7 protein-coding genes are annotated in these 13,550 nt (G+C 58.8%); 3 read left to right on the top strand and 4 right to left on the bottom strand.

Annotated features, from left to right (window positions below; translation table 11 throughout):
- Window positions 1-818: 818 nt before the first annotated feature.
- On the bottom strand, window positions 819-1,052 hold the full coding sequence (locus tag CK227_RS37995) for a hypothetical protein (RefSeq protein WP_179296513.1): 234 nt from the start codon (window positions 1,050-1,052) through the stop codon (window positions 819-821).
- 260 nt (window positions 1,053-1,312) lie between these two features.
- Between CK227_RS37995 and CK227_RS24230 the strand changes: the two genes are divergently transcribed.
- Together CK227_RS24230 and CK227_RS24225 are read left to right on the top strand one after the other, a co-directional pair.
- Window positions 1,313-1,945, top strand: coding sequence for an outer membrane lipoprotein carrier protein LolA (locus CK227_RS24230; RefSeq protein ID WP_095774619.1), 633 nt, complete (start codon window positions 1,313-1,315; stop codon window positions 1,943-1,945).
- 262 nt (window positions 1,946-2,207) lie between these two features.
- The gene (locus CK227_RS24225; protein WP_095774620.1) at window positions 2,208-2,471 is read left to right on the top strand and encodes a YMGG-like glycine zipper-containing protein; all 264 of its coding nucleotides are present in this window, start codon (window positions 2,208-2,210) and stop codon (window positions 2,469-2,471) included.
- A 193-nt stretch (window positions 2,472-2,664) separates the two neighbouring features.
- Here the strand turns inward: CK227_RS24225 and CK227_RS24220 are convergent, their stop codons facing one another.
- Entirely contained in the window at window positions 2,665-4,650 is a 1,986-nt protein-coding gene (locus tag CK227_RS24220) for a response regulator (RefSeq protein WP_245318238.1), read from the bottom strand.
- A gap of 94 nt (window positions 4,651-4,744) precedes the next feature.
- Window positions 4,745-10,480, bottom strand: a complete 5,736-nt coding sequence (locus tag CK227_RS24215; RefSeq protein WP_095774622.1) for a HAMP domain-containing protein — start codon at window positions 10,478-10,480, stop codon at window positions 4,745-4,747.
- 744 nt (window positions 10,481-11,224) lie between these two features.
- Between CK227_RS24215 and CK227_RS24210 the strand changes: the two genes are divergently transcribed.
- On the top strand, window positions 11,225-12,520 hold the full coding sequence (locus CK227_RS24210) for a divalent metal cation transporter (RefSeq protein WP_095774623.1): 1,296 nt from the start codon (window positions 11,225-11,227) through the stop codon (window positions 12,518-12,520).
- A 693-nt stretch (window positions 12,521-13,213) separates the two neighbouring features.
- Here CK227_RS24210 and CK227_RS36285 read toward each other — a convergent pair.
- The gene (locus CK227_RS36285) at window positions 13,214-13,495 is read right to left on the bottom strand and encodes a hypothetical protein (RefSeq protein WP_143750521.1); all 282 of its coding nucleotides are present in this window, start codon (window positions 13,493-13,495) and stop codon (window positions 13,214-13,216) included.
- Between the last annotated feature and the right edge of the window lie 55 nt (window positions 13,496-13,550).

Genomic DNA, 13,550 nt, shown 5'->3' with positions numbered 1-13,550 from the left:
GTTACAGCACAATCGTTTGCCCGTAGTATTTGCCGGCATTCCGGATGGGCGCCGCTGCTAGTTTCGATGTGGTCGGCAGGAACACGCAATGTGGAAAGACGGGGTCCGATGCGATGGCCCGATGCGCGCGGGCTTGCAAACATACCGACCATCAACCTTGGCCCAGCGTTCCTCAGCTCATCGCTGCGGCCACGCGCGGCCATCATCAGTTCCGGCATTGATGGCTTGGCTAGCCCGGGCAACCAACGTCATGCCTCCCCACTTGCCGTGCCTATCTCCTCAGGCCAAAAAAGCTCAGCACCGCAAGAACAACGACGACTAGCCCTACAATGTAGATTATGCTGTGCATCGATCGGACTCCAAAATAATAGGCAGGCCACGCTCTTTTGCCTACCGTACGGTTATTGCGTCGAAATCAACATTTCGGACCGCCTAATGTTCCATATGTGGGCCGTATTTTTAGGACGTCGCCGTTGGGCCGGCTTTAGCGGGTTGGCAACTTGTGCCGCAGCGTCAGTGCCGGCCTTAGGAATGGCCGATAGACGCCCGAGATCCTTTTGAGGGCGTGGCAAAAGAAATCCGTTTTACCTTCGAAATTGCATCTATCACTACGCCGCACTCGCCCTGCTAATGCTGGGCCGATGACGAGTGCCGGAGTATTGGCCGTCGGCCGACAATTGGTCACCTCTCAATGTCCCTGACGGGTCCTGCGGTAACGGAACCAAAGCGATCGCACGATGTTAAGCAGGCGAAGGGCCATCTTAAATCGTTGAGGATCTCAAATGAAAGTCGCCATTGTTACTGCTTTGGCCCTGTGCCTACTCGTACCCTGCGTCGCCTCGGCCGACGCGATCGTAGTTCAGACCCATAGACACCACCGACACCACCGCTGGAACAATGATCGTGTCGTTATCTATCGTGAAGGACATCGCCTCCATCACCGCCATCATGGTGATATCACTTTCTTCGATCACGGTCGTCGCCACCATCGCTCCGATGCGGTTGTTGTCCGAAGCCCGATGGATCAATCGCACCACCATCGTCACCGCCACGTTGTTATTCAGCAGGAGAATAGCGGTTATTGACCGCCTCCTTTTTGCCCGGCTCTCACTTGGAGAGCCGGGCACGCATTACGATGTATGATCGGCGAAAGCTAAACCGAATTGGCGGTTGGTTGGAGCTCGGGCACACCAGCGCAGCCGAGCCTGCTACGGTAGTCGGCGAAAGCAAATTCGCGTGCTGGATTGTGCGCTACGCGGGGCCAAAAGGCGCGCCAACTCCTTTAATCACGCCGCTCGAACCTGGAAAGTAAATGGAAAAGATCAGAAGACTGCTGGCTTTCTGGTTTGTGGTTGTCAGCGCTACCGCGATCAATTCCGAACTTACTCCTGCCGTCGCGGCCGCGCCGGCAGATGCAGCGACGATTGCCGATCATTTCTCAGCCATAAAGTCCATGTCAGGGGACTTCGTCCAGTCTGGTCCTAGGGCGGAAAAGACCAGCGGGAGATTTTTTCTGCAACGCCCGGGCAAGCTCCGATTCGACTATGCAGGCCAATCCGGGATCAGCTTGATTGCAGATGGAAGATCCGTCGTAATCTACAACAAGAAGCTCAAGACCTCACGCCTCTATGCTCTCTCCAAAACGCCGCTTAAACTCGTCCTGGACGACGAGGTCGAATTTTCCGGTAACCGCGTCAAAGGCATCAGAGACGATGGTGCTCAGGTTATCATTAAGCTGGCTGACAAGTCGGCTTTCGGAAACTCGAACATCACGATGGTCTTTGACAAGAAATCGTTGGATCTACGCAGATGGAGCCTCACCGACGAAAGAGGGCAGATCACGACAGTGACTATCTCTAATGTGAAGGAGGGCGTTCGCGCTCCTCCAGGCACCTTCACCATCGATTATGCTGCAAACCGTCAATTCAACACCAAAGCGAAATAACGGCCCACCGGCGGTAAGCTGGCCGAGAAGCAGTTGAAGTGACGGACGAACTCGCAAGAGGGCCGGCGCGTTCCCCAATAAGCGCAACTCCGAGCCAGGCGGTCCCTTTCAGAGAGTTCCTGGTCTCGGACGTGCACGCCGGCTTTGTCGGCATGCATGTGATCCCGTCAACAGCTAAATCTAAATTAGAGAGATATGGATCAAAAAGCGGGAACTGCGCATTTAGTATCCGGCCCGCTTTCGGGCTGCTGGAGGACGACTGATGAAAAAGACAATGCTCGTATTAAGCCTTCTCATTCCGCTTGTTGCATGTTCCCGCACTGAACAGGGTGCTGCCGTCGGCGGACTGGGTGGGGCGGCAATCGGCGCGGCCGTGGCTGGTAACCCAGTGCAAGGCGCGGTCGTTGGCGGAGCTGCTGGTGCCATCGCAGGGGCGGTGATCGGACACGCCAGCGAGGCCGGCCAGTGCCGTTATAGGGATCGCCAAGGGCGCGTCTATGTTGCCAGGTGTCCCGAGGGGTATTGAGTGTGTCGGGCCCGCGCGACCCTGCGATGGCACTGCGGCCCGCTGTCCGCTACGGAGGCTTAACGATCGATAGACTGAGGCGCAATGCAGTCTTCGAGTAAAAGTTTACGCCTGGCTCGTTCCATTCTTGGTCAGGCGTTTATGCGCATGCCCCGCCCTTCGCTTTTTATCGGATCAAACGGACTTAGCCGCCCTATCCTGTCTTTGTTGCTTTAGGGGCTGGTGCGATTGCTCGAAAGATAGCCTCTACGAGATCCTTTTCTCGGAAGGGCTTGCTCAACAGAGGGACATCCGACGGGCGATCCGAAATCGTAGCCGCTTCGGCGTAGCCCGTCACTATCACCGCCGGCCAATCGCTGCGGAGGTTGCGTGCGAATCGAATAACGTCGATCCCGGTAACCAGCGGCATGGCAAAGTCAGTGACGATTACATCAAAATCATGCGGGGCCCGTTCAATGGCAGCCAGCGCCTCAGCGCCGCCAGACGCGCAGGTCACCGAAAAACCTCGCTGACGAAGCGACTCGGCAGTCAGTTGCCGCAACACGCTGCTGTCGTCGATCAGAAGGACAGACGGGTTTTCTTTGCCGCTATAAGTTACTGGTTCCTCTTTGGCCGCCGTGTCATCGTTAAATGAATCATCAAAAGAACGTGGCAGCCACAGTTCCATTGCCGTTCCGCGACCAGGGGCGCTTTCTATGCGAAGAGAACCCCCGGACTGCTTCATGAAGCCATAAACCGTGCTGAGCCCGAGCCCTGTTCCCTTTCCAACCGGCTTTGTCGTGAAGAAAGGTTCAATGACCTTCGCCAGTATGTCGGAAGGGATTCCCGAACCCGTATCCTTGACCGTTATGACCACATATTCGCCAGGCGCCAGATCTTGCGACGTCGTCTTGAGGGAGCGATTTTGCGCAAGCACGCTGATAGTCCCACCCGACGGCATGGCGTCGCGTGCGTTGAAAACAAGGTTCATCAGCGCAAGTTCAAGCTGCCCGGCATCCACATGGACCGGCCATACCGTGTCGTCGATCTGCCAGTCGAAGCGTATCAAGCCCCCTAAGACTGGTGCTACCAACCCGTTCATGGTGTCGCCGAACCCTGCAAGACGCACCGCTTCCGGCTTCAGCGTCTGACGACGCGAAAAGGCGAGCATGCGAGTGACGAGATCGGCGCCTTGTTTGGCCGAGCGCCGCATCAGTTCAAGGACCTGCCGGGCCTGGTCATCCAAGGTTGCACCGCGTTCGAGCAGTCCCAACCCACTCAAGATTGCGGCGAGCAGATTGTTGAAATCATGAGCCAGGCCACCGGTCAGCTTGCCAATAGCATCAAGTCGCTGCGACTGAAGCAGCTGGTCCTCAAGAGCCCGCCGCTCTGTGACGTCAAGCAGCGTCCCAAAGATTTCCGGTTCGCGGCCATCTGCGCCATTCGACATCACACCTTGGTCGAGAAAGATCCGATACTCGCCATTGGCGCACAGCCAGCGGAATTCACAGGTGTAGGAGCCGGTCGTTTTTGCCACCAAAAGCGCTTGCTCCAACCTGGCGCGATCGTCCGGGTGGACCCGGCTAAGGCCAAAGGACGGATCGGAGGTCAATGTCTTGGATGTAAAGCCAGCTAGACGTTCGACCCCGTCGGTGACAAAGCGCGTCGCGAAGGGCGGCGCGGCTGCCCGCGCATGGAAACAGACAGGCAGGGAACCCAAAATCGCATCCTGCCGTTCCTCCGCGTTGCGCAGGGCCTGCTCGGCCTGAAGCTTGTCCTTCTGCGCCTGGAGTGCCTGTGCCAGCAGTCTCTTCTCGGTCGCTGCCTTTCGCTGAATTTCCAGGGTCTTTTCGTGGAGTTCGACGAAGACCGCGACTTTCGAGCGCAGCATGATCGGATCGAATGGCTTAAACACATAGTCGACCGCGCCGGCATCATAGCCGCGCAGCATGTGAGCCTGCTCCTTGTTGATGGCTGTAAGGAAGATGATGGGAGTATGCTTGGATTGTTCGCGCTGGCGTATAAGCGCAGCCGTTTCATAGCCGTCTATTCCCGGCATGAGGACGTCCAGGAGGATGATGGCGAAGTCCTCCTTCAGCAGAAAGCGCAATGCCTCTTCGCCCGATTGGGCGCAGATGACGTCTCCCGTCGAAGCAAGGACTTCGCTGATCGCCAGAAGGTTGCGTTCATCGTCGTCCACGGCGAGGATCCGTGCCCTTGCCGGTCCCTCGGCCAATTGCCCGGCCTCAAGTTTTCTTACCCTGTTTCTCGAAGGCTTTTGCATGGACCGGCCGTCAGTTCACTGCCAAGAGCATTTGTTCCGGGTTCTCCGTGCGTCCCCGGGAACGGCCTATCCAGACACGAAGCAATGCCAGCAGCAGATCAAGATCGACCGGCTTGGCGATATAATCCGAAGCACCGGCGTCGAGACATTTCTGCCGATCGCCCTTCATCGCTTTGGCCGTGACGGAAATCAGCGGGATGTGAGCGATCGCCGGCGTCGCGCGAATACGCCGCATCGTCTCGTAGCCGTCCATCTCCGGCATCATGATATCGATCAAAGCGGCGTCGACATCGGGCACCTGCTCCAGCAGTGCGATGCCGTCGCGGCCCCGCTCGGCATGGAGAACCTGAATATCGTACGTCTCCAGGACACTGGTGAGCGAGTAGATGTTGCGGATATCGTCGTCGACGATGAGAACTTTCGCCCCAGCCAGGTCGGACTTGCCCGCATGCTCGGTTTCCGTTGCGCGCTCCTCACGGTCCTCTCCTGGCAGCGTCGCCGACATATGAAGCGCCAGCTGAGCGAAATTCTCGGCCCGCGGCGTATTCGCAAGCGCCGGATTCAAGGCCAACACCTGTTCAAGCGCATCAGGATGAGGGGCAAAGAACAACAGCTGCGGAAGGGTTCCGTCGAACTGGTCGGCGAGCTCGTCCAGCGACTGTGCATTGTCCTTGGCCGAGCGCCCGAAACCGAGCACGATGGCATCATATGAAGCCGTGCCGATATCGTCGGCATTTGCCGCGAAACGGCCGACCGCAGTGACCGAGGTCACGCCGTCGCGGATCGCTTCGACTAACGATAGCCGGCGCTCCGGGTCGGGGTCCGCGACCAGCACGCGCCGCTGAATGCGCAGCTTCCTGGAATGGATATCCTGAAACACCTGCATGAGGTCGTCGGATGAAACAGGCTTGGTGGAAATACTGGATGCCCCCTTGCGGGCGAGACTGTCTATGGCTTCGGCACCCGAGATGACGTGAATGGGAATTCCCTTCGTCTTCTGATCATGGCGCAACAGATCGAAAAGCACCCATCCATCGATGTCCGAAAGCCCTAGATCAAGCGTAATGGCATCGGGAACCAGTTTGCGAGCCAGGGCCAGGGTGCCGGACCCCGCATTCGACAAGACGCCTTTGAGGCCCGCCGAACGAGCGAGACCAAGCAGGAGCCCGCCAAAGGTCGGGTCGTCCTCGACAATGAGCACGACCCGATCGGTCGGCGCGATGGAATCGCGATCGTCGACCAGCTCCGCCGAGGGCGAGCTGCCGAGCGATGCCGGCTCGGCCGCAACCTCGGTCGGCGCAGGCAAGGCCGACTGGGCGGCCGCCACACGGGGACCGGCGAACGGTATGACCAGCGTAAAGGTTGAGCCCTTGCCCGGGGTGCTTTCAACCCGTAGCTCACCGCCAAGCAGGCGAGCGATCTCGCGGCTGATCGACAGCCCGAGCCCGGTGCCGCCATATTTGCGGCTGGTGGTTCCATCTGCCTGCTGGAAAGCTTCGAAGATAAGTTTCTGCTTATCTTGCGGGATGCCGATGCCGGTGTCGGTCACTGCGATCGCCAAGGCGTTCGTCGCGTGCCCGGAACGGTTGCGGCCGCCCGCCTTCTCGACCCGGAAATTCAAGCTGACCTCGCCCTGCGATGTGAACTTGAATGCATTCGAAAGCAGATTGAGGACAATCTGCTGCAGGCGCTTCTCGTCCGTTCGGACCGTCTCGGGCAGTGCGGGATCGACCTTAATAGTGAAGCCGAGGCCCTTGTCGGCGGCCAACTGGCGGAACGTGCGTTCCATATGCTGGCGCAGATGGGTCACCGGCATATCGTTGATATCTATCGAGACGGTACCGGACTCGATCTTCGACAGATCGAGGATGTCGTTGATGAGGCTGAGAAGGTCGGTTCCGGCAGAATTGATGGTGCGCGCGAACTCGACCTGTTTTTCATTCAGATTGCCCTGCTGGTTGGTCGCAAGGAGGTTGGAGAGAATGAGCAATGAGTTGAGCGGTGTACGCAGTTCGTGGCTCATATTGGCCAGGAACTCGGACTTGTACTTGGAAGTAAGCGCCAGCTGTTCGGCTTTCTCCTCCAGGGCGCGCCGTGCCATCTCGATTTCGAGATTCTTGTTTTCCACCTGCTTTTTTTCGTTCTCGAGCAGCTGCGCCTTTTCTTGCAGCTCCTCGTTCGTGGCATGCAACTCTTCCTGCTTCTTGGTCAGCTCGGTCTGCCGCGCCTGCAATTCCGAGGTCAGCAGCTGGGACTGCTTGAGCAGCCCCTCGGTGCGCATCGTTGCGGCAATGGTGTTGAGAACGATGCCGACGGATTCCATCAGCTGGTTGAGAAAGGACTGATGGGTGTCACGGAATTCGCCGAACGAGGCGAGTTCGATGACGGCTTTGACCTCATCCTCGAACAAGGCCGGAAGGATGATGACGTTGGCCGGCGAGGCGCTGCCGAGACCCGACGTTACGCGCAGAAATTCCGGCGGCACATTGTTCAGCATGATGGCGCGCTTGTCGGCGGCACTTTGCCCGACGAGGCCTTCGCGCAGATCGAGACGCTGTTTTATGGCGGCCCTGCTTTCGGCGCCATACGACGCCGCCAACTCAAGATAGGATTCCTCTTCGTCGCGGTTGGTGACGTAGAAGACGCCATATTGCGCGTTCACCAGCGGAGCGAGCTCGGACATGATAAGCCGCGAGACCGTGGCAAGGTCGCGTTCGCCCTGCAGCATGCGCGAAAACCGCGCGAGATTGGTCTTCAACCAATCCTGCTCCGCATTCTTCAGCGTCTGATCCTTCAGATTGCGGATCATTTCGTTGATATTGTCCTTGAGCGCGGCGACTTCACCTGAGGCCTCGACGCTGATCGAACGGGTCAGATCGCCCTTGGTTACCGCCGTCGAAACCTCGGCAATGGCGCGCACCTGAGTCGTCAGGTTGGCGGCGAGCTGATTGACATTATCGGTGAGGTCGCGCCACAGGCCTGCGGCGCCCGGCACGCGGGCCTGCCCGCCGAGCTTGCCCTCGATGCCCACTTCACGCGCGACATTGGTCACCTGGTCGGCGAAGGTGGCCAGCGTCTCAATCATGCCGTTGATGGTGTCAGCGAGAGAAGCGATTTCGCCCTTGGCGTCCACCGTCAGTTTGCGCTTGAGGTTACCTTGCGCAACCGCTGTCACGACGTCGGCGATGCCACGCACCTGATTGGTCAGGTTCGTCGCCATGAGGTTGACGTTGTCGGTCAGGTCCTTCCAGGTCCCGGCGACGCCCTCAACGCGGGCCTGGCCGCCGAGCTTGCCCTCGGTGCCAACCTCACGCGCCACGCGGGTCACCTCGCCGGCGAAGGAGTTGAGCTGGTCCACCATGGTGTTGATGGTCGACTTGAGCTCAAGGATTTCGCCTTTGACGTCGACCGTGATCTTTTTGGAGAGGTCACCGCGCGCCACAGCGGTTGTCACCTCGGCGATGTTGCGCACCTGGCCGGTCAGGTTCTCAGCCATTGAATTGACATTGTCGGTCAGGTCTTTCCAAGTGCCAGCTACGCCGCGCACCTGAGCCTGGCCGCCCAGCTTGCCTTCGGTACCGACCTCGCGCGCCACACGCGTGACCTCCGAGGCGAAGGAATTGAGCTGGTCGACCATCGTGTTGATCGTGTCCTTCAACTCCAGAATCTCGCCGCGGACGTCGACGGTGATCTTCTTCGACAGATCGCCAAGCGCCACGGCCGTGGTCACTTCGGCGATGTTGCGCACCTGGCCGGTAAGATTGGCGGCCATGGCATTGACGTTGTCGGTCAAATCCTTCCAGGTGCCGGCGACGCCACGCACCTGCGCCTGGCCGCCCAGCTTGCCGTCCGAGCCGACCTCGCGCGCCACGCGCGTCACCTCCGATGCGAACGAATTGAGCTGGTCCACCATCGTGTTGATGACGTCCTTGATCTGCAAGATCTCGCCCAGTGCATCGACCGTGATCTTCTGCGTCAGGTCGCCGGTGGCAATCGCCGTCGCCACCTTGGACACATCGCGCAACTGCACGGTTAGATTGCCAGCCATGGCATTGACGTTGTCGGTCAGGTCCTTCCAGGTGCCGCCGACGCCTTCGACATGGGCCTGTCCACCAAGCTTGCCTTCCGAACCGACTTCGCGCGCCACACGCGTCACTTCCGAAGCGAAGGAATTCAACTGATCGACCATCGTGTTGACAGTATCCTTAAGCTCCAGGATTTCGCCCTTGACGTCGACGGTGATTTTCTTCGACAGGTCGCCGCGTGCCACGGCCGTAGTCACCTCGGCGATGTTGCGCACCTGTCCGGTCAGATTGGCAGCCATCAGATTGACATTGTCGGTCAGATCCTTCCACGTGCCGCCAACCCCCCTCACCTCGGCCTGACCGCCGAGCTTGCCTTCGGTGCCGACTTCGCGCGCCACGCGCGTCACCTCCGAGGCAAAAGAGTTCAGCTGGTCCACCATCGTGTTGATGGTGTCTTTCAACTCCAGGATTTCACCTTGAACCGCAACGGTGATCTTCTTTGAAAGGTCTCCAGAAGCAACCGCCGTCGTGACCTCGGCGATGTTGCGCACCTGTCCAGTGAGATTTTCAGCCATCGAGTTGACGTTGTCAGTGAGGTCCTTCCAAGTGCCCGCAACGCCGCGCACCTGAGCCTGGCCGCCGAGCTTGCCTTCGGTGCCAACCTCGCGCGCGACGCGGGTCACCTCGCCAGCGAAAGAATTGAGCTGGTCGACCATCGTGTTGATGGTCGATTTCAGCTCAAGGATTTCGCCTTTCACATCGACCGTGATCTTCTTCGACAGGTCGCCCAAGGCGACGGCCGTCGTCACCTCGGCGATATTGCGCACTTGGCCGGTCAGGTTCTCGGCCATGGAATTGACATTGTCGGTCAGATCCTTCCATGTCCCACCGACGCCTTCGACGCGCGCCTGGCCGCCGAGCTTGCCTTCGGTGCCGACTTCGCGCGCCACGCGGGTCACTTCCGAAGCGAAGGAATTGAGCTGGTCGACCATCGTGTTGATCGTGTTCTTCAGCTCCAGGATCTCGCCCTTCACGTCGACGGTGATCTTTTTCGACAGGTCTCCGGATGCAACCGCCGTCGTCACCTCCGCGATGTTGCGCACCTGGCCGGTCAGGTTCGTTGCCATGGCGTTGACGTTATCGGTCAAATCTTTCCACGTCCCGGCGACACCTTTCACGCGCGCCTGACCGCCGAGTTTGCCTTCGGTGCCGACTTCGCGCGCCACGCGCGTCACCTCGGAGGCAAAGGAAGCAAGCTGACCAACCATGGTGTTGACGATCTTGCCTATGCGCAGAAATTCGCCGCGCAGCGGTCGGCCGTCGATCTCGACCATCATCGTCTGCGACAGATCACCCTTGGCTACGGCGCCGATAACGCGAGCGACCTCGGCGGTGGGTTGGACCATGTCTTCTATGAGATCGTTGACGGACCGGACGCTGGATTCCCAACTGCCTGTAGCGTTGCGGACGCGGCCACGCTCGCCTATCCGCCCATCCTTGCCAACGACCCTGCTGAGACGCTCGAATTCTCGGGACACCTGATCGTTCAGATCCACGATCTCGTTGAAGGTTTCTGCGATCTCGGAATCGAGGCCTTCGTAGACGTTGTCGATGCGGACTGAAAAGTCACCACGTCGGAAGGCCTTCAAAGAATTCAGTATGCTACGACGGTCCAATTGCTTCTTGGATGCCTGCACAGTCACCACTCCCACTCGATCCATGTAGGATAAATCCCCCTCGCGCGGACGTCACACTACCCCGCAAGTCTCCAAACGCCGCAATTTCAATTTTGTTCCGCGCCGCATTTATCAACTGTCCCAGGTCGAAAATTACACGAACGTGTGGGTTACCGGATGGCGAACTGCACTGGCGTCGCCGAGCGCCCGCCCTGGTTATCTAACAACGACGTCTCTTCTCTTCACACGCGGTTCAGCCGGCCCGTGGGTGTCGCAGAAAGGCTCGCAATTTCCTGAGGCTCCTGCGCGGGATCAGATCGATCTCGCCGACAAGTTTTGCCCCGTCCTTGTGCCGCTCCAAAGGCAATATGAACATTCGCTTGTCGGGATGGAAATTACCGCTGCCGCGCCCAAGGCCACAGGCCACCGATCGCCCGAACGTGCGTGCTTTCCTCGACCCGACTCGCCAGCGGCCAGAACGCGCTTGCCAGCGGTGATGGGACTTCGGTCTCCTCGACGACCGCGGTACCAATCATCGAGCGAGACCGAGAGCTCCTTTAGGCTGAGCGTTGCGTCGCCTTCGGTTTCTCCACGGCGCAATTTGCCAAGATGTATCTTCAAAAGCGTCCGGCGCGGAACGATCGGGGATCTCTCGCATTTGGTGTGAGAAATATTAGCGTCAACTGAAATGAAAATTGTCCCCAGCGTGACGGCGAGACCAAGCAGCGCGACCACCGCCGCTCACCGAACTTCAAGAGATCCGCCACCAGAGCGAATAGCGAGAGGAATATGACTGAGATCGTGCACAAGACTGCCGCTGCATCGGTAAATCAGCCGGATAGCTCGAAGATTTTGCAGATCATTGGCCCGGGATTGATCACGGGCGCTTCGGACGATGATCCCAGCGGCATCGCAACATACTCTCAGGTCGGTGCCCAGTTCGGCTATGGCCTGGGGTGGGTAATGCTGTTCAGCTGGCCTCTTATGTGCGCCATCCAGGAAATTAGCGCCAGGATTGGCCGCGTTACCGGCCGTGGCATAGCGGGCAATCTGCGAAAGCACTATCCATCTGCAGTCGGCATCTCGATCGTTTTCCTTTTGATGGTCGCCAATATAATCAATATCGGTGCCGACCTTGGCGCAATGGGAGCTGCGCTGAAACTGATCGCGGGCGGTCCCCAGCTACTGTACGTCGCTACGTTCGGGATCCTCACGGCCCTGCTTGAGATCTTCTCGCAATACGCTCGCTATGTTTCGGTGCTGAAGTGGCTTACGCTGTCGCTGCTCGCCTATGTCGCGGTGGCCTTCGTTGCGAAAGTGCCCTGGTCGACGGTCGGCTACAATCTGATTGTTCCACACATCAGCTTTCAAAACCAATACATCACCTCCGTCGTGGCCATCCTTGGGACTACGATTAGCCCCTACCTTTTCTTCTGGCAGGCCGGACAGGAAGTAGAGGAAGTCAAGGAGCGCGATGAAGCATCGCCGTTGAGGGTAGCGCCCGAGCAGGCACCGGAAGAACTCAAACGTATTCGCATCGATACCTATTTTGGAATGGCGATCTCGAACGCTGTCGCACTCTTCGTTATCGTGACGACGGCTGCAACGCTGCACGCCAGCGGCGTCACCGACATCGAGACTTCATCGCAGGCGGCGGAAGCTCTTCGCCCGATTGCAGGCAAGTTCGCTTTCCTCGTCTTTGCGATTGGAATTATCGGAACGGGACTGCTGGCCCTGCCGGTGCTCGCCGGCTCGTCCGCCTATGCGTTGGGCGAGACGCTTGGTTGGAATGTCGGATTGGCCAAAAAGCCGCATCGGGCCAAAGCCTTTTATACCACGATTGCAGCAGCGACGCTGATCGGCGCCGGCCTCAATTTCACTTCGATCGATCCCATAAAGGCGCTGTTCTGGAGCGCCGTCATCAACGGCGTGGTGGCTGTCCCGGTAATGGGCATGATGATGCATCTTTCGGGCAAGCGGGCGGCGATGGGCGATTTTCAGCTGCCAATAGGGCTCAAGATTATGGGCTGGGTGGCCACCGCGGTGATGGCGGCTGCTGCCGTGGCGCTGTTCGTAACATGGTAGAGACCCCAGGCTGTTGGAAGGCGTCGCCGAGGCCTGGTGGGCCGACGCCTGATCAGCGCGGAACCCACCTTAAGCATTGGGTTGGAGGTCTTGGAGCTTCGACGCTGGATCAGCCGCCCATCTTCTTTGCCATCGCACAGAAATTCTGCGTGCGACAACGCGAGAATCCCGCGCTGCCTCCTGCAGAGGAGGACGGACAAGTTGATTGTTCAACCTTTCCTGGCCAATGGCGTTCATGCTCGTATACCGAGCAAGGAACAATAGCATGTGGTTGTTTACAGCTGTCATTCTCGGGTTTGTCTTAGCCCTGTCGCTAGGTTGGGCGGTTGGCGGCTTTTCAAGGTAACATTGTTGACTCCCAACTGCGTAACCAACGGCGTGTTTCGTGCGGGTGTGCCGTGCTGTCCATGCGCGCCATCACGCGTCTGGCGACGGGGAAGGCTGTCCGAGCAGATCGGCGTGCCGAGAATGAAAAGGTCGGCCGCCAGGATTTACGTAGCGCCGGCCAGTCGTCGCCATTCCCATGTCGGAAAGCACTCCCGGCTTGACGTCGTGATCCAAGGCCTGCACATCGCGCCTGTCACCCAGGGCCCTTGAGTGCGGAGAGCAGATCGGCGGCGAGGACCTCTCCTGTCGTCGAAGGCTTTCAGCAATCGAGGAGAGGCGGTGGCACTTTTGAGCCCTCGAGGGTCCTCAACCCGAGCGCATTACACCAGGCTCTTCGGCGGGTGGATCGCTGGGATCCGATGGACCGTTCTCAAGCAGGTCGGAGAAATTCACAGCCGCGACCAGATAGCCGGCCTCATCGTAGACGTTGACGTGAGAGCCAGAGTGGTCGGCATCTGCTGGAGCGCTGCTCGCCGCCGCTCTTGCCAATTCCAAAGCTTTGGGACTGGCCAAGTCGACGCTCGCGAGATTCTGCACAGTAATGTGGGAGCGACCTGCAACAACAGTTTCAAAACGAAAATTGGGCATTGCAGCTTCTCTTAAAGGGCATCGGAAACGTTCCTTCGTTCCGAATACGCGTGGA

The organism is Mesorhizobium sp. WSM4308 (assembly GCF_002294905.1).
Taxonomy (GTDB): domain Bacteria; phylum Pseudomonadota; class Alphaproteobacteria; order Rhizobiales; family Rhizobiaceae; genus Mesorhizobium.
The sequence above is the reverse complement of the archived record's forward strand: the minus strand, read 5'-3'. Positions and strand labels throughout refer to the sequence as shown.

Coding starts and splice junctions, on each gene's coding strand:
- CK227_RS24230 (WP_095774619.1), top strand. CDS start 1,313: ATGGAAAAGATCAGAAGACTGCTGGCTTTCTGGTTTGTGGTTGTCAGC.
- CK227_RS24225 (WP_095774620.1), top strand. CDS start 2,208: ATGAAAAAGACAATGCTCGTATTAAGCCTTCTCATTCCGCTTGTTGCA.
- CK227_RS24215 (WP_095774622.1), bottom strand. CDS start 10,480: ATGGATCGAGTGGGAGTGGTGACTGTGCAGGCATCCAAGAAGCAATTG.
- CK227_RS24210 (WP_095774623.1), top strand. CDS start 11,225: ATGACTGAGATCGTGCACAAGACTGCCGCTGCATCGGTAAATCAGCCG.
- CK227_RS36285 (WP_143750521.1), bottom strand. CDS start 13,495: ATGCCCAATTTTCGTTTTGAAACTGTTGTTGCAGGTCGCTCCCACATT.